This is a genomic window from Enterobacter cloacae complex sp. 394F7 (assembly GCF_057320385.1).
Map to the genome: position 1 here is coordinate 403,520 of NZ_JBXWCS010000001.1, position 16,892 is coordinate 420,411.

The following is a 16,892-nucleotide window of genomic DNA, read 5'->3' on the forward strand; positions in this document are numbered from 1 at the left end:
TGACAATATGAAAATACTGCAAATTGCTGTCGGGATTATTCGCAACCCGCAAAACCAAATCTTCATCACGCAACGTGCCGCTGACGCCCACATGGCAAACAAGTGGGAGTTTCCTGGCGGGAAAATCGAGTCCGGTGAAACGCCGGAGCAGGCGCTGGTGCGTGAGCTTCAGGAAGAGGTCGGCATCACTCCGATTGGCGCAACTCTGTTTGATAAGCTGGAATACCAGTTTCCGGATCGTCACATCACGTTGTGGTTCTGGCTTGTGGAAAGCTGGGAGGGGGAACCCTGGGGGAAAGAGGGTCAACCGGGTGGCTGGGTTTCGCTTCACGCGAGTGATGCCGAAAAATTTCCTCCGGCAAATGCGCCCGTCATATCCCGGCTAACGGGCAACCTGTAGGCCTGCTAAGCGAAGCGCCAGCAGGCTTTGAACTCTACTGCTGGTTCTCGCTCCAGTCATCGCTGTCTGAGAGATCGCCTTCACTTGGAATGCGTTTCTCTTCCGCCGCCCATTCGCCCAGGTCAATTAACTGACAGCGCTTACAGCAGAATGGGCGAAACGGACTCACCTCTCCCCAGACAACAATTTTGCCACAGGTTGGGCAGTTTACGGTGGTTACATCAGACATAGGCACTCCTTAACAACAGGCCAGTTCAAAATCGAGGCGTTCCGGCACGGTGCCATTTTCACTATCCAGCGGCATAAAGCGAATCGCAAAACGACTCTTATGCCCGGAGATTTGCGGGTAAAGCTGTTCACCCAGAGAGAGATTCAGACGCAGCAGATCCGCATCATCACCGTTGTCCTGGTAGAAACCGTTCAGGCTGGTTTGCTTGCGGAATGGCGCCGAGTTACGGATGAGATCGAGGATCAGGGATAACGTCTGATGCATTGGCTCCAGGCTGTCCAGCCAACTTTTCACCTGTGCATCACGCTGGACCTGCGGCATATGCAACCACATATGCAGTGTCGGCAGGTCAAAGCTGCAGCAGCCGCCCGGGATACTCAGGCGCTGGCGCACCAGCCCGATTAAGCGGTCTTCACGCAAAAACTGCCCAACGCGGGGAGCGGCCATCAGCGTACTGCTGCTGTTTTTAAGCTGTTGACGGAGTGAATCAATTCGGCTCTGGTCAACGCCCGGTACTTCGGCCCAGGCCTGTAGTTTACGCTGCTGGCGCTCCAGCTCTTTCAGTAGCTCGGTGCGAACGTCGCCTCGCTCAATCACATCCAGAAGATCGCCCACATTGCGGAAGAAGTGCAGCGCCGTAGCATGATCGTTGATGGGCAAATGTTGTGAGAGTTGTTGAATCAGAAATTCGATACGCAGCCAGGTACGCATTTTTTCGTTGAGCGGATGCTCAAAAAGGATGTGGGTCGACATTATGGTTTTTCCTGTGCAACGGCCTGCGCGGCATACGTCAGATACTGCGCGTGCAGGCGGGCAACATCCGATGCAATGGCATCTGGTGCGCCGTTATTATCAATAACATCATCCGCAACGGCAAGGCGCTGAGCGCGCGTGGCCTGAGCGGCAAGAATTTGTTCAGCCTGTTCGCGCGAGACATGGTCGCGCGCCACGGTGCGCTGGATTTGCGTTTCGGGTGAGACATCAATGACCAGTACCCGGTCGGCTTTATTGTGCAGTTGATTCTCTACCAGCAGCGGAACCACCCACAGAACATACGGCGAGCGGGCTGCGGCAATCTGACGCTGGGTTTCCTGATGGATAATGGGGTGGAGCAGAGCATTAAGCCAGGCCTTTTCTGAAGAATCAGAAAAAATGCACTCACGAAGCTTGCGGCGATTTAGCGTGCCATCCGCGTTGATAATTGCCTGACCAAAATGTGCCTTAATGGCGTTTAGTGCGGGTGTATCTGGCTCTACCACCTGACGGGCAATGATATCGGCATCGATTATGGTGATACCCAGACGAGAAAATGCGTCCGCAACGGTACTTTTCCCGCTACCGATGCCGCCGGTTAATGCGACGATATACCCCATTAAATCAAATCCTGGGAATTATTCATTATTAAAATCAGTTGGTTAAAATTCAAACGTGCGCCAGCCACTGTTTGGCTCTCTTTACCGGCTTTTTACCAGGTAAATTTATAGGATTGTAGCGTAAAAAAAGAGAATTTCGCAGTCTTGCGGAGCAGGTATTAGTGCGTATGATAACGTCACTGGAGTTGTGCTTTTAACATATTTGCCTCTAACCCCAGGAATCCGCACATGCGTATCGAAGAAGATCTGAAGTTAGGTTTCAAAGACGTTCTTATCCGCCCTAAACGCTCTACACTGAAAAGTCGCTCAGACGTTGAACTCGAACGTCAATTCACCTTTAAACATTCCGGTCAGACCTGGTCTGGCGTGCCGATCATCGCAGCCAATATGGATACGGTGGGAACCTTCGAGATGGCGACCGCGCTGGCGAAATTCGATATCCTTACCGCTGTGCATAAGCACTACAGCCCGGAAGAGTGGAATGCCTTTATCGCCTCTGCATCGGACGATGTGGTGAAGCATGTCATGGTTTCCACCGGTACCTCCGATGCCGATTTCGAGAAGACCAAACAGATTCTTAACGCTAACCCGGCGCTCAATTTTGTCTGTATTGATGTGGCAAATGGTTACTCCGAGCACTTCGTGCAGTTTGTCAGCAAGGCGCGTGAGGCCTGGCCCAGCAAAACCATTATCGCGGGCAACGTGGTAACCGGTGAAATGTGTGAAGAGCTGATCCTTTCCGGTGCAGACATCGTAAAAGTGGGCATTGGCCCGGGTTCCGTGTGTACCACGCGTGTGAAGACCGGTGTGGGTTACCCGCAACTTTCTGCGGTGATTGAGTGTGCTGATGCCGCGCACGGTCTGGGCGGCCAGATCATCAGCGACGGCGGTTGCACCATGCCGGGTGATGTCGCGAAAGCCTTTGGCGGCGGCGCGGATTTCGTGATGCTTGGCGGCATGCTGGCGGGTCATGAAGAGAGCGGCGGTACCGTGGTTGAAGAGAACGGCGAGAAGTTCATGCTGTTCTACGGCATGAGCTCAGAATCAGCAATGACCCGTCACGTAGGTGGCGTGGCAAAATACCGTGCTGCGGAAGGCAAAACCGTGAAGCTGCCCCTGCGTGGCCCGGTCGAAAACACGGCTCGTGACATCCTGGGCGGCCTGCGTTCCGCATGTACCTACGTTGGGGCATCCCGTCTGAAAGAGCTGACAAAACGTACGACGTTTATCCGCGTTCAGGAGCAGGAAAACCGCGTTTTCAATAGCCTGTAATGTTTCCGCTGGCGTATGTCCGTACGCCAGCGTTATCCCGCGCTCATTGCATCCCCGAGATGGAAAATGGGCTGATACATCGCCACCACCAGCGTACCGATAATCACCCCCGTCACAATCAGAAGCACTGGCTCCAGAAGCGCGGCCAGATTATCTGCCAGTTGAAAGGTTTGCTCCGTATGATGGCGGGCAAGGTTTTCCAGCATAATATCGAGTGACCCAGAGACCTCTCCGGTGCGTATGAGTTGAATGCACAGCGGGGTAAAGACGGCCGCTTTCTGAAATGAAGACCAGACGGTAAAGCCTTGTTCAATGTCCCCACGAACGCTGCGCAATATGCCTTGCCAGTACCGGCTATCAACAGTTTCTTCTGCGCTCTGTAATCCCTGTAAAAAGGGGATGCCCGCCTGCTGGGTGAGTGACAGTACGGTAAAGATCTGCCCCAGTTTTTGCCCTCTAGCCAGCCTTCCCGTCACGGGAATATGCATCAGGATACGTTGCCAGCGCGGATCCTGTCGCAGCGCCCAGGCGATGGTCACGGGAATAAGCAACAGCACGAACAGGGCGATGGCGTATGTCTGGATAAACGCCGACAGGCCCATGACCATCTGTGTCAGCAGCGGCAGGGGAGTATTAAACGTTTTGTAGATGGCCGCGAACTCCGGCAAGACCAGGGTGACCATGGCCAGAACGACCAGAACGGCCAGCGCCAGGATGATCGTCGGATAGCGCAACGCCTTCTTCACTTTTGCCGTGAGTTGCTGCTGGGATTGTTGCTGCTGAGCGAGCTGGCGGCAGCACGTTTCCAGCTTTCCCGTTAGCTCCCCTGTTTTTACCATCGAGACATACAGCGGGCTAAATACCGCAGGCCATCGCTTCAGCGCCTCTGAAAAGGCGCATCCCTCGCTCAGATCATCATTCATGTTTTCCAGCAGCGCCTGCCAGTGTTTGACAGGATGCTGCTCGGCCAGCATTTGCAGACTTTGCGATAACGTCAGGCCAGCCTGCAACAGCGTGGCAAGCTGGCGAAACATCTCATAGCAATGCTGGGGTCGCCAGCGGTGCGTCAGCGAGCATCGGGTGAGCGAAAGTGGGTGTAACTCTTTACGCATCAGCCTGACGAAGGCCGTTTCGCGATCTGGCGCCCACAGCACCCCACACAGAGATTCGCCTTCACTGGATAGCGCCCGCCAGCGCCAGAGATGATTAACACTCATTGGGCATTCCCAGCACGCGCAGCAACTCTTCGAGCGTGGTGAGTCCTTGCTCAACGGCCAGACAACCCTGCTCAAATAACGATGTCATTCCCGCCTGACGGGCGCTGGCTTCGATGACCTCTATCGAGGCGCCACTGGCGATGGCCTGCCGGAGCGTGGTGTCGATGGCGAGGACTTCAAAAATGGCGACGCGGCCATAAAAGCCGTGATAGCAGCGATCGCAGCCGCCAGGTTGCCAGCGAGGAAGCGGCCGGGGCCATACGGTGCGCGGTAATTCTGCGCGGCTGTTGGCTTCCTGCCGACAGTGAGGACACAGACGACGCACCAGTCGCTGGGCAATCACCAGCGAAAGTGCAGAGGAGATCATCCAGCGTGCGACCCCCATCTGCTGCAGGCGAATGACGGTTTCCGTCGTGGAGTTGGTGTGCAGTGTCGACAGCACCAGATGCCCGGTCTGTGCGGCGTTAATGGCGATCTCTGCCGTTTCACTATCGCGGATTTCGCCTACCATAATGATGTCCGGATCCTGGCGCAGGAGCGCCCGCAGAACGCTCTGAAAGGTTAAGCCCGCACGGGGATTAATCTGCGTTTGGTTCAGCCCCGCAAGCGGGATCTCGATCGGATCTTCCACGCTGCAGATGTTAACGTCAGGGGTATTACGCGCCTGCAATGCGCTATAGAGCGTGACCGTTTTTCCGCTGCCAGTGGGGCCCGTGACCAAAATCAGCCCCTGCGGTTGATGAAGGATCTCGTTAAAGCGGGCCAGCTGTTTCGCACTCATTCCCAGTTTTTCGGGTTCCAGCGCCTGATGAACCTGATGCAGCAGGCGCAGCACAATTTTCTCTCCGCCGCTGCAGGGAAGCGTGGCGATGCGAAAAGAGACCGGCTCGCTTGCCAGTTCAATCGTAAATTGACCATCCTGCGGTAAACGGCGCTCCGCAATATCCAGTTGGCCCAGCACTTTTAAGCGAGCGGTGAGGGTATTTGCCACCGCTGCAGAAAGCGGAGGCAGCGGACAAAGCACACCGTCAATACGCAAGCGGACCTGACAGATATCCCCCATCGGTTCGATATGAATGTCAGATGCGCGCTGGTTGATCGCCTGCTGCAGGGTGTGGTTGAGAATATCCACCGTGTTATGCGGCGTTAAAACAACCGGGAGGTGTGATTGCGCGGTTAACTGCCGGTGTTTTTCCATGCGCTCCGCTGTCCAGCATTCAATATCAATACGTTTTTGCGTGGCGAAACGCAGCGCTTCCATCATTTCAGCGGCGGGATTTCCCACGACGGCGATGCTAATCATGTCGGCGTCGCTGGTCAGCAGCAAAGCATGGTGGCGCTGGCACAGGGTGACGAGTTGATCTGAATTCATTATCCGCTCCTGTCAGTTACTGTCGAAACGGAAAACATCTTCGCAGGCCTCTTTGAGCGCACCGTCATTGCTGATATTGCAGCTACGTTTCCAGCCCGTCATACCGTTGCCACTACTCCATTGCGGCGTCACCACCACCTCAAGTCCGTTAAGGCTCTCCTGCCCGGTTAACGACACGACGCCCTGCGTCACGCTCATTCCCGAGACATAGCGTGTTGTTGTTGGAGAAGGGATACCGTTACTGCCGCCGTCGCAGCTCGTTACGCCGCCATGTTCCAGGGCACAAAGCTCAATCGCCGTGCGATAGGGCACGAACGTTTGTAGCATGTCGGTCAGGGCCGCTTTTCGCAGGTAGTTCTGGTAGGCGGGAATACCAATGGCGCTCAGGATGGCAATAATGCCGATTACCACCATCAGCTCAATGAGCGTGAAGCCTTGCTGTCTGTTCATATCTGCTCCTCAGGGTTAAGTGACGCTACTCTGACAGTGTGGAAAAAAGCAGACGAGGGGCAAAAAATGGAACGTGAAGCGGCGTTCAGGGAATTTGTACTTACTTGCAGAGAAGAACAGAGAGATTGCGAGGAGGGCTGAAATTTCCCCTCTCCAGCAGAGAGGGGAAACGACGTTATTTGAAGCGCATGGAGAGATCGAGGGCGCGAACGTGCTTGGTCAGCGCCCCGACAGAAATGTAGTCCACGCCGGTTTCGGCGAATTCACGGATCGTTTCGAAGGTGACGTTCCCTGAAACTTCGAGCTGTGCCTGGCCGTTGGTGAGCTTCACCGCCTCGCGCATCTGTGCTGTTTCAAAGTTATCGAGCATGATGATATCGGCACCGGCCTTGATGGCCTGCTCCAGCTCTTCGAGGTTTTCAACTTCCACTTCAACCGGCACATCCGGGTGCAGCCAGAAGGCTTTCTCCACCGCCTGACGCACGGAGCCAGAGGCAATAATGTGGTTCTCTTTAATCAGGAAGGCGTCGGACAACCCCAGACGGTGGTTGGCTCCCCCGCCACAAAGCACCGCGTACTTTAATGCCGTGCGCAGACCTGGCAGCGTTTTACGGGTGTCCAGCAGTTGCGTATGGGTACCGGCCAGCAGGTCAACGTAACGACGCACTTCACTTGCCACCCCTGACAGGGTCTGCACAAAGTTAAGCGCGGTACGTTCACCGGTCAGCAGCACGCGGGACGGGCCTTCAAGCTCAAACAGCGGCTGGTTTGCGGTAATGGCGTCACCGTCTTCAACATGCCAGGTGATTTGCACCTCATCGCCGGCCAGTTGAGTAAAGACCTCTTCAACCCAGCGCTTGCCGCAAAACACGCCATCTTCACGGGTGATGATCACGGCGTGTGAGCGTGTCTCTTTCGGCAATAATTGTGCGGTAATATCGTTGTCCGCGCTGACGTCACCGCCCAGATCTTCTTTCAAAGCATGGGCAACGCTTGCCGGAATATCCATATTAATACGTTCCAGAAGCGCTTCACGTCGGTGGTCGGGGTTGTAGCGGCGAGACGGCATGATAAAACTCCAAATTGGTAACGAATCATAATATTGAAACATGCTACTCTGAACCGAGTAACAGCACCATACATAAGGAGTTCCAGCATGTTGTTAGAAGACGGATGGCTGGTGGATGCGCGGCGTGTACCCTCGCCGCACCACGATGGCCGCCCGGAGGATGAAAAGCCCACACTGCTGGTGGTTCATAACATTAGTCTCCCGCCGGGTGAGTTTGGCGGTCCGTGGATCGATGCGTTATTCACGGGAACGATAGATCCCGATGCCCATCCTTTCTTTGCTGAGATTGCGCATCTGCGCGTATCGGCGCACTGCCTGATCCGTCGCGATGGCGAAGTGGTTCAGTATGTTCCTTTTGATAAGCGCGCCTGGCATGCGGGTGTCTCGATGTATCAGGGGCGCGAGCGTTGCAATGACTTCTCTATTGGGATTGAACTGGAAGGCACGGACACCACCCCTTATACCGATGCACAGTACCAGCGGTTGGTGGATATCACCCAAACGCTTATCAGGCTTTACCCTGCGATTGCAGAGAACATGACGGGACACTGTGATATCGCCCCGGCGCGAAAAACCGATCCTGGCCCTGCATTTGACTGGCCCCGGTTTCGCGCCATGCTTACCGCGTCGTCAGAATAAGGAGATAACATGACGTTGTTTACCATGCTGCTGGTCATCATCGCAGAACGCTTGTTCAAACTCGGTGAGCACTGGCATCTGGATCACCGGCTGGAGGTGCTTTTCCGCCGGATTAACCATTTTTCCATGCTGCGTACGCTGCTGATGACCGCGGGCGTGATGGTGATTACGTTCTTGCTGCTGCGCTCGTTATACGGCCTCTTTTTCAACGTGCCGCTACTGGTGGTGTGGATCCTGCTCGGCGTGCTGTGCATTGGCGCAGGCAAAGTGCGTATGCACTATCACGCTTATCTGAAAGCCGCTTCCCGTGATGATGCGCATGCACGTAGCGCCATGGCCAGCGAGCTGACGATGATCCACGGCGTGCCGCCGGATTGCGATGAACGCGAGTTCCTGCGTGAACTGCAAAACGCGCTGCTGTGGATTAACTTCCGCTACTACCTGGCGCCGCTGTTCTGGTTTGTGGTGGGGGGCCCGTGGGGGCCGGTACTGCTGATGGGATATGCGTTCCTGCGCGCCTGGCAGACCTGGCTTGCCCGCTATCTCACCCCGCATGAACGTTTGCTCTCCGGCATTGATGCGATCCTGCACGTGCTCGACTGGCTTCCGGTTCGTCTGGTGGGTGTGGTCTACGCGCTTATTGGCCACGGCGAAAAAGCGCTCCCGGCGTGGTTCGCGTCGCTTGGCGACCGTCATACCTCGCAGTACCAGGTGCTGACACGCCTGGCGCAGTTCTCTCTGGCGCGTGAGCCGCATACCGACAAGATAGAAACGCCGAAAGCGGCGGTCTCGATGGCGAAGAAAACGTCGTTTGTGGTGGTCGTTATCGTAGCGTTGCTAACCATTTACGGCACGCTGGTCTGAACCCGCGTGCCGTAGCGGTTAAGGCGTATCTGCAGGCGGGATGCCAAAATCTGGCATCCCGTTTTCGTGCCAGCGGACGAGCTTCAGGCGGGTATGACGATTGGGGTCATAAAGCGGATCGCCTTCAATTTCGGTGTAATTTCGCGCGTGATACACCAGCACATCTTCTCCTTCCGGCGTTTGTGTAAAGCTGTTATGGCCTGGCCCATACTGGCGGTTTTCGTAGCTGGTGACGAAGACCGGGCGCGAGGCCTTGTGCCAGTTGGCAGGATTTTGCGGATCGGCATTGATCTCTGTCCACAGCAGTCCCATGCAGTAGTTCTCGTCGGTCGCGCTGGCGGAATAGCTGATAAACAACTTGTCGCCGTGGAACAGCACCGCCGGGCCTTCGTTGACCCAGAAGCCCCGGCACTCCCAGTCATATTCCGGTTTACTGAGCATCACCGGCTCGCCTTTCAGCGTCCACGGGTTCTCCATTTCACATAAATAGAGATTGGAGTTGCCGGAGATATCCGGGGCTTTTTGCGCCCACAGATACCAGCGTTTCCCCTGATGCACGAACGTGGTCGCGTCCAGCGCAAAGGTGTCGAACGGCGTTTTTACCTGGCCTTTTTCAGTCCACGTGCCGGTTAGCGGGTCGCGGTCGGCACACTCCAGCACAAACATGCGGTGCTGGAACATGCCCAGACCATCCAGCGCCTGGGTGTGCGCGGCGGCAAAATAGATGTACCACTTACCGTCGATATGATGCAGTTCCGGTGCCCAGATAAGCTGGCTCATTGGGCCGGTCTGCGGTTTGCGCCATACGACCACCTCGTCGGCACTGCGCAGCCCTTCCAGCGACGCTGCCCGGCGGATCGCCAGCCTGTCGTATTGCGGCACGGAGGCGATAAAATAATATTGCCCTTCATGGCGCAGAATGTACGGGTCGGCGCGTTGTTCAATAAACGGGTTAGGCCAGTTATGCATGCGGCGTTCCTTCTTTTGTTTCGACTCTCGTTTCCTGCCAGGCGTTCAGTTCGCTGTAGTTGGCGCGGCGTTTCTCCAGGTCGAGCTGGATCTGTTTCATGGTTTCCCGATCCACTTTCAGCAGTCGCACTACGCCGGCAGTGATCAAATAACCTACGCCCGGGATCACCGTAAACAGCAGGACGATCCCGTTAATAGCATCCGCGCTTTGTGCTTTCGCGCCGGCGTCGTAGCCATACCAGGAGAGCAGGAAGCCCACCATCGCGCCGGCAATCGCCAGCCCCAGCTTGAGGAAGAAGATATTGCCCGAGAAGCTGATCCCGGTGATGCGTTTACCGGTTTTCCATTCGCCATAGTCGTCCACATCAGCCATCAGCGACCAGTGCAGTGGCGACGGGATCTGGTGAAGAATGTTAAGCAGGAAGTAGAGCACCACGATGGTGACGGTCGCTTTCGGGTCGAAGAAATAGAACGCGCAGGAGAAAAGCGCCAGCACGATGTTGGTCCAGAAGAACACTTTCAGTTTACACCAGCGGTCGGTCAGCACTTTCGCCAGCATACTGCCGAGCATCATTCCCACCACGCCCAGGCTGATAAACAGGGTGGCAAAGTGAGTGCTCTGGCCCATTACCCAGGTGACGTAATACATGGTGGCCGCCATGCGGATAAAGCCCGGGCAGACGTTGCAGAGGGTCAGCAGCAGAATGCGTACCCACTGGTCGTTTTTCCATACGTCCTTCAGATCGTTTTTCAGCTCATCATGGGTCTGCACCGCCGGACGTACGCGCTCGCGCACGGTGGCGAAGCAGAACAGGAACATACAGGTACCAATCAGCGCCAGCACGGTCATCGCCATCTGGTAGCCTTTGGCTTTGTTATCGCCACCAAACCAGTCCGCCATCGGCAGGAGCGTGAGCGACAGTAAAAGCGTGGCAATACCCACCATCACAAAGCGATAGGACTGGCAGGCCACGCGCTCTTTTGGGTCATTGGTGATCACGCCGCCCAACGAGCAGTAGGGAATGTTGATGGCCGTATAGGTTAACGAGAGCAGGAAGTAGGTCACAAAGGCATAGATAACTTTGCTGTTATAGCTCCAGTCTGGCGTGGTGAACATCAGGATACTGAATAGCGCATAGGGGAACGCAATCCACAAAAGCCATGGACGAAACCGCCCATATTTACTGCGGGTACGGTCCGCGATGGCCCCCATGATCGGGTCCGTAACGGCATCAATGACGCGCACGGACAGCAGCAACACGCCGACCAGTGCAGGTGCCAGACCGAAAATATCGGTATAAAAATAATTAACAAACAACATGATGGCGCCGAAGATGATATTGCATCCTGCATCGCCCATCCCATAGCCGATCTTCTCTTTTACTGACAGTTTATTGTTATCCATTGACTGCTCTCCGGGTGACGGTATGGAGAGAATTATTTGCTGGCTAATCGATATATGCGTTGCAGTATCAGGGCGGTGATATGGATAAAGCGGCTGACGAGGTGAATTTGTGAGGAAGGTAACAAACGCTCAGCACCCGCGAAACGAGTGCTGAGCTGAAGGGCTATTAATGTGCTTTTACGGTTTTACCGTTTTTCTGTTTTACCAGATACCCCACGCCGAGGATCGCAATCCAGACCGGGATCAGGTAAACGGAAATTGCCATGCCTGGGGTGAGTAGCATAATCACCAGCACGCCCGCCATAAATAGCAGGCAAACCCAGTTACCCAGCGGATAGAGCAGGGCAGGGAAGCGGGTGGTTACGCCCTGCTGCTGTTTAGCGCGGCGGAACTTGATGTGCGCCAGGCTGATCATCGCCCAGTTAATCACCAGAGCCGAGACCACCAGGGCCATCAGCAGGCCAAACGCCGATTCGGGGGCCATGTAGTTAATCAGCACGCAAAGCGCCGTCACGATAGCCGAAACAATGATGGTATTGACCGGCACGCCGCGCTTATCGACGTTCAGCAGGGCTTTTGGTGCGTTACCCTGCTGCGCAAGGCCGAACAGCATGCGGCTGTTGCAGTACACGCAGCTGTTGTAGACGGAAAGCGCCGCCGTCAGCACGACGATATTGAGCGCATTCGCCACGAAGGTATCGCCCAGTTCGTGGAAGATAAGGACGAACGGGCTGGTGTCGGCCGTGACGCGTGTCCACGGCAGCAGCGAGAGCAGAACGGCCAGTGAACCCACATAGAAGATCAGAATTCGGTAGATAACCTGATTCGTCGCTTTCGGGATGCTTTGCTCCGGGTTGTCGGCTTCAGCGGCGGTGATCCCCACCAGCTCCAGCCCCCCGAAGGAAAACATAATAATGGCCATCATCATCACCAGACCGGTCATCCCGTGAGGCAGGAATCCACCTTGCTCCCAGAGGTTACGCACCGTGGCCTGTGGGCCACCGTTGCCGCTGAACAGCAGCCAGCCGCCAAAGATAATCATCGCCACCACGGCAATGACTTTGATGATGGCAAACCAGAACTCCATCTCACCGAACACTTTTACGTTGGTCAGGTTGATGGCGTTGATAATGACGAAGAACGCTGCCGCAGAAACCCAGGTTGGGATCTCGGGATACCAGAACTGGATGTATTTCCCCACGGCGGTCAGTTCTGCCATGGCCACCAGAACGTAAAGCACCCAGTAGTTCCAGCCGGAAGCAAAACCGGCAAAACTGCCCCAGTATTTGTAGGCAAAGTGGCTGAACGAGCCTGCAACCGGCTCTTCAACGACCATCTCACCTAACTGGCGCATGATCAGAAACGCAATAAAACCTGCGATAGCGTAACCCAAAATAATGCCTGGACCGGCAGACTGGATGACGGATGCGCTTCCCAGAAACAGGCCTGTGCCGATAGCACCACCCAATGCGATGAGCTGTATATGGCGGTTTTTAAGGCCGCGCTTTAGCTGATCGCCGTGCTGTTGAGCTTCCATTTGAAACCTCGTGTGTGGTTGTTATGTTCACGCTGTGCGTGTGTAATTATGAATATCCGTTTTCTGTATTTATTTCTTTACGGTTAATAAGACCGAAAAAAGCGGAGATGTCTTCCGTAAGCGCAAGAATAGTGGTAAGCGCCTGTGAATGCACCTGCTTTATGAAGGGCTGATGACGAGTTGAATAAAAAGAAAGCATTTGTAAATCGCACCGTTAATTCTTACTACCCCAACCTATAGAATAGAAATGCCTTAAAAGTGGGCGAATTTTCATTTTTTGCGTTGTTGAATCGCTTCAGATTGCAAAAGCCCTCGTTTCATTATGGTTAAAACTCCCTCTTTAGTAGTAATCAGCTCATTTGTGCAAAGTTACATTTCTGAAACGTTATTTCTGTAAGGTTGTTAAAATGTGCAGGGTTTACTGATTTCAATCAAAACCAATATGGACAGAAGGTGAATACTTTGTTACTTTAGCGATACGAACTTGAAATTGGTAAGACCAATTGACTCCGGGCAAAAAGGCGTAAGACAGGGAATATGGCCTACAGCAAAATTCGCCAACCAAAACTATCCGATGTGATTGAGCAGCAGCTGGAGTTTTTAATCCTCGAGGGGACACTGCGCCCGGGTGAGAAACTTCCGCCAGAACGCGAGCTGGCTAAACAGTTCGACGTATCCCGCCCCTCTCTGCGTGAGGCGATTCAACGCCTCGAAGCAAAGGGCTTGCTGCTTCGTCGCCAGGGCGGCGGAACCTTTGTTCAAAACAGCCTGTGGCAGAGCTTCAGCGATCCGCTGGTAGAACTTCTCTCTGACCACCCAGAATCCCAGTTTGATCTGCTTGAGACCCGTCACGCGCTTGAAGGTATCGCGGCCTATTACGCCGCCCTTCGCAGCACTGATGAAGATCGCGTGCGTATCCGCGAACTGCATCAGGCCATTGAACGGGCACAGCAGTCCGGCGACTTAGACGCCGAGTCCAATGCCGTCGTCCAGTATCAGATTGCCGTCACCGAAGCGGCACACAACGTAGTGCTCCTCCATCTGCTACGCTGCATGGAGCCGATGCTGGCCCAGAACGTTCGTCAAAATTTTGAATTGTTGTATGCCCGTCGGGACATGCTCCCGCTGGTAAGCAACCATCGCACCCGAGTATTCGAGGCGATAATGGCCGGGGAACCGGAGCAGGCGCGCGAAGCGTCGCACCGACATCTGGCTTTCATTGAGGAAATCTTGCTGGACCGCAGCCGAGAACAATCGCGTCGCGAACGTTCATTACGCCGCATACAGCAACGAAAGGATTAAGCGCCAGGTACTTTTAGAGCGCGGCAACTAAACGCAGAACCTGTCTTATTGTGTTTTCTGACGAAAATACAATGGGACAGGTTCCAGACAAATCAACGTATTAGATAGATAAGGAATACCCCCATGTCAGAACGTCTCCAAAATGACGTGGATCCGATCGAAACTCGCGACTGGCTACAGGCGATCGAATCGGTCATCCGTGAAGAAGGTGTTGAGCGCGCTCAGTATCTGATTGATCAGCTGCTTTCTGAAGCCCGCAAAGGCGGCGTGAAGGTTGCTTCAGGTGCAGGGGCTAGCAACTACGTAAACACGATTGCCGTTGAAGACGAACCGGAATACCCGGGCAATCTGGATCTGGAACGCCGTATCCGTTCTGCCATCCGCTGGAACGCCATCATGACCGTTCTGCGTGCGTCCAAGAAAGATCTGGAGCTGGGTGGCCACATGGCGTCCTTCCAGTCCTCTGCGACCGTTTACGAAGTGTGCTTCAACCACTTCTTCCGTGCTGCTAACGAGAAAGACGGCGGCGACCTGGTGTACTTCCAGGGCCACATCTCTCCGGGCATCTATGCACGTGCATTCCTGGAAGGTCGTCTGACTGAAGAGCAGATGAACAACTTCCGTCAGGAAGTTCACGGTAAAGGTCTGTCTTCTTACCCGCACCCTAAACTGATGCCTGAATTCTGGCAGTTCCCGACCGTATCCATGGGTCTGGGCCCAATTGGTGCAATCTATCAGGCGAAATTCCTGAAGTACCTGGAACACCGTGGTCTGAAAGATACCTCTGAGCAAACCGTTTACGCCTTCCTGGGCGACGGTGAGATGGATGAGCCAGAATCTAAAGGTGCGATCACCATCGCTACCCGTGAGAAGCTGGACAACCTGTGCTTCATCATCAACTGTAACCTGCAGCGTCTGGATGGTCCGGTAACCGGTAACGGTAAGATCATCAACGAACTGGAAGGCATCTTCGCAGGTGCTGGCTGGAACGTTATCAAAGTAATGTGGGGTTCCCGTTGGGACGAACTGCTGCGTAAAGACACCAGCGGTAAACTGATCCAGCTGATGAACGAAACCGTTGACGGTGACTACCAGACCTTCAAATCCAAAGACGGTGCCTACGTTCGTGAGCACTTCTTCGGCAAATATCCTGAAACCGCCGCACTGGTTGCAGACTGGACTGACGAGCAGATCTGGGCGCTGAACCGTGGTGGTCACGATCCGAAGAAAATCTACGCTGCACTGAAAAAAGCGCGCGAAACCAAAGGTAAAGCGACTGTAATCCTGGCCCACACCATCAAAGGTTACGGCATGGGTGATACCGCAGAAGGTAAAAACATCGCTCACCAGGTTAAGAAAATGAACATGGACGGCGTGCGCTACATCCGCGACCGCTTCAACGTGCCAGTGACCGATGAGCAGGTAGAAAACCTGTCTTACATCACCTTCCCGGAAGGTTCTGAAGAGTACAAGTACCTGCACGAACGTCGTCAGGCGCTGAAAGGCTACCTGCCAGCTCGTCAGCCTAACTTCACCGAGAAACTGGAACTGCCAGCGCTGGAAGACTTCTCTCAGCTGCTGGAAGAGCAGAACAAAGAGATCTCCACCACTATCGCTTTCGTTCGTGCCCTGAACGTGATGCTGAAGAACAAGTCGATCAAAGATCGTCTGGTGCCAATCATCGCTGACGAAGCGCGTACTTTCGGTATGGAAGGTCTGTTCCGTCAGATCGGTATCTACAGCCCGAACGGCCAGCAGTACACCCCGCAGGACCGTGAGCAGGTTGCTTACTACAAAGAAGACGAGAAAGGTCAGATCCTGCAGGAAGGTATCAACGAGCTGGGCGCAGGCGCATCCTGGCTGGCTGCTGCGACCTCCTACAGCACCAACAACCTGCCGATGATCCCGTTCTACATTTACTACTCCATGTTCGGGTTCCAGCGTATCGGTGACCTGTGCTGGCAGGCAGGCGACCAGCAGGCTCGCGGCTTCCTGATTGGTGGTACTTCCGGTCGTACGACCCTGAACGGTGAAGGTCTGCAGCACGAAGATGGCCACAGCCACATTCAGTCTCTGACTATCCCTAACTGTATCTCTTACGACCCGTCTTACGCGTACGAAGTGGCAGTCATCATGCATGACGGTCTGCAGCGCATGTACGGCGAAGCGCAAGAGAACATTTACTACTACATCACCACCCTGAACGAAAACTACCACATGCCGGCAATGCCAGCAGGTGCCGAGGAAGGTATCCGTAAAGGTATCTACAAACTCGAAACCATCGAAGGTAGCAAAGGTAAAGTTCAGCTGCTGGGCTCCGGTTCTATTCTGCGTCACGTTCGTGAAGCAGCGCAGATTCTGGCGAAAGACTACGGTGTGGGTTCCGACGTGTACAGCGTGACCTCCTTCACTGAACTGGCGCGTGATGGCCAGGATTGTGAGCGCTGGAACATGCTGCACCCAATGGAAACCCCACGCGTTCCGTACATCGCTCAGGTGATGAACGACGCGCCAGCGGTGGCGTCTACTGACTATATGAAACTGTTCGCTGAGCAGGTTCGTACTTACGTTCCAGCTGATGATTATCGCGTACTGGGTACTGACGGCTTCGGTCGTTCTGACAGCCGCGAAAACCTGCGTCACCACTTCGAAGTTGATGCTTCTTACGTGGTTGTAGCAGCACTGGGCGAACTGGCTAAACGTGGCGAAATCGATAAGAAAGTGGTTGCGGACGCAATTACCAAATTCAACATCGATGCAGAAAAAGTTAACCCGCGTCTGGCGTAAGAGGTAA

16 protein-coding genes are annotated in these 16,892 nt (G+C 54.6%); 6 read left to right on the top strand and 10 right to left on the bottom strand.

Annotation, left to right across the window (positions count from 1 at the left end; translation table 11 throughout):
- The first annotated feature begins 7 nt into the window (after window positions 1-7).
- A complete protein-coding gene (gene mutT, locus AC2FAK_RS01980; RefSeq protein WP_013095582.1) occupies window positions 8-400 on the top strand; it encodes an 8-oxo-dGTP diphosphatase MutT in 393 nt (130 codons plus the stop codon).
- A 34-nt stretch (window positions 401-434) separates the two neighbouring features.
- Here the strand turns inward: mutT and yacG are convergent, their stop codons facing one another.
- From yacG to coaE, 3 genes are read right to left on the bottom strand one after another with little or no spacing between them, the layout of a single operon-like run.
- Window positions 435-629: a DNA gyrase inhibitor YacG gene (gene yacG, locus AC2FAK_RS01985; RefSeq protein WP_040022085.1), complete on the bottom strand. Its 195-nt coding sequence runs from the start codon at window positions 627-629 to the stop codon at window positions 435-437.
- Between the two features lie 9 nt (window positions 630-638).
- Entirely contained in the window at window positions 639-1,382 is a 744-nt protein-coding gene (gene zapD, locus AC2FAK_RS01990) for a cell division protein ZapD (protein WP_013095583.1), read from the bottom strand.
- Window positions 1,382-2,002, bottom strand: a complete 621-nt coding sequence (gene coaE, locus AC2FAK_RS01995) for a dephospho-CoA kinase (RefSeq protein ID WP_014830656.1) — start codon at window positions 2,000-2,002, stop codon at window positions 1,382-1,384. Before coaE ends, zapD begins: the two co-directional genes overlap by 1 nt.
- A gap of 228 nt (window positions 2,003-2,230) precedes the next feature.
- Between coaE and AC2FAK_RS02000 the strand changes: the two genes are divergently transcribed.
- Entirely contained in the window at window positions 2,231-3,274 is a 1,044-nt protein-coding gene (locus AC2FAK_RS02000; protein WP_023620004.1) for a GMP reductase, read from the top strand.
- 32 nt (window positions 3,275-3,306) lie between these two features.
- On the opposite strand, the gene hofC is transcribed toward AC2FAK_RS02000, so the two are convergent.
- The 4 genes from hofC to nadC all read right to left on the bottom strand — a co-directional run bounded on the left by hofC (window position 3,307) and on the right by nadC (window position 7,382).
- The gene (gene hofC, locus AC2FAK_RS02005; protein WP_058681540.1) at window positions 3,307-4,491 is read right to left on the bottom strand and encodes a protein transport protein HofC; all 1,185 of its coding nucleotides are present in this window, start codon (window positions 4,489-4,491) and stop codon (window positions 3,307-3,309) included.
- On the bottom strand, window positions 4,481-5,863 hold the full coding sequence (gene gspE, locus AC2FAK_RS02010) for a type II secretion system protein GspE (protein WP_058681541.1): 1,383 nt from the start codon (window positions 5,861-5,863) through the stop codon (window positions 4,481-4,483). Before gspE ends, hofC begins: the two co-directional genes overlap by 11 nt.
- Window positions 5,864-5,875: 12 nt before the next feature.
- Window positions 5,876-6,313, bottom strand: a complete 438-nt coding sequence (gene ppdD / locus AC2FAK_RS02015; protein WP_023620000.1) for a prepilin peptidase-dependent pilin — start codon at window positions 6,311-6,313, stop codon at window positions 5,876-5,878.
- A 175-nt stretch (window positions 6,314-6,488) separates the two neighbouring features.
- Entirely contained in the window at window positions 6,489-7,382 is an 894-nt protein-coding gene (gene nadC / locus AC2FAK_RS02020; protein WP_058681542.1) for a carboxylating nicotinate-nucleotide diphosphorylase, read from the bottom strand.
- A gap of 87 nt (window positions 7,383-7,469) precedes the next feature.
- Between nadC and ampD the strand changes: the two genes are divergently transcribed.
- Both ampD and ampE read left to right on the top strand, forming a co-directional pair.
- Complete coding sequence (gene ampD / locus AC2FAK_RS02025; protein WP_047352025.1) at window positions 7,470-8,021, top strand: 1,6-anhydro-N-acetylmuramyl-L-alanine amidase AmpD; 552 nt, start codon at window positions 7,470-7,472, stop codon at window positions 8,019-8,021.
- A 9-nt stretch (window positions 8,022-8,030) separates the two neighbouring features.
- Window positions 8,031-8,885, top strand: coding sequence for a beta-lactamase regulator AmpE (gene ampE / locus AC2FAK_RS02030; RefSeq protein WP_020688508.1), 855 nt, complete (start codon window positions 8,031-8,033; stop codon window positions 8,883-8,885).
- 18 nt (window positions 8,886-8,903) lie between these two features.
- On the opposite strand, the gene AC2FAK_RS02035 is transcribed toward ampE, so the two are convergent.
- The 3 genes from AC2FAK_RS02035 to aroP all read right to left on the bottom strand — a co-directional run bounded on the left by AC2FAK_RS02035 (window position 8,904) and on the right by aroP (window position 12,796).
- Entirely contained in the window at window positions 8,904-9,854 is a 951-nt protein-coding gene (locus AC2FAK_RS02035) for a glycoside hydrolase family 43 protein (RefSeq protein ID WP_058681543.1), read from the bottom strand.
- A complete protein-coding gene (locus AC2FAK_RS02040) occupies window positions 9,847-11,259 on the bottom strand; it encodes a glycoside-pentoside-hexuronide (GPH):cation symporter (RefSeq protein ID WP_058681544.1) in 1,413 nt (470 codons plus the stop codon). The genes AC2FAK_RS02035 and AC2FAK_RS02040 overlap by 8 nt, the downstream gene beginning before the upstream one ends.
- A gap of 166 nt (window positions 11,260-11,425) precedes the next feature.
- Entirely contained in the window at window positions 11,426-12,796 is a 1,371-nt protein-coding gene (aroP, locus tag AC2FAK_RS02045) for an aromatic amino acid transporter AroP (protein ID WP_013095594.1), read from the bottom strand.
- A gap of 537 nt (window positions 12,797-13,333) precedes the next feature.
- Here aroP and pdhR point away from each other — a divergent pair.
- Both pdhR and aceE read left to right on the top strand, forming a co-directional pair.
- Window positions 13,334-14,098, top strand: a complete 765-nt coding sequence (gene pdhR, locus AC2FAK_RS02050) for a pyruvate dehydrogenase complex transcriptional repressor PdhR (RefSeq protein ID WP_013095596.1) — start codon at window positions 13,334-13,336, stop codon at window positions 14,096-14,098.
- Between the two features lie 123 nt (window positions 14,099-14,221).
- Window positions 14,222-16,885, top strand: coding sequence for a pyruvate dehydrogenase (acetyl-transferring), homodimeric type (aceE, locus tag AC2FAK_RS02055; protein ID WP_013095597.1), 2,664 nt, complete (start codon window positions 14,222-14,224; stop codon window positions 16,883-16,885).
- Window positions 16,886-16,892 lie beyond the last annotated feature (7 nt).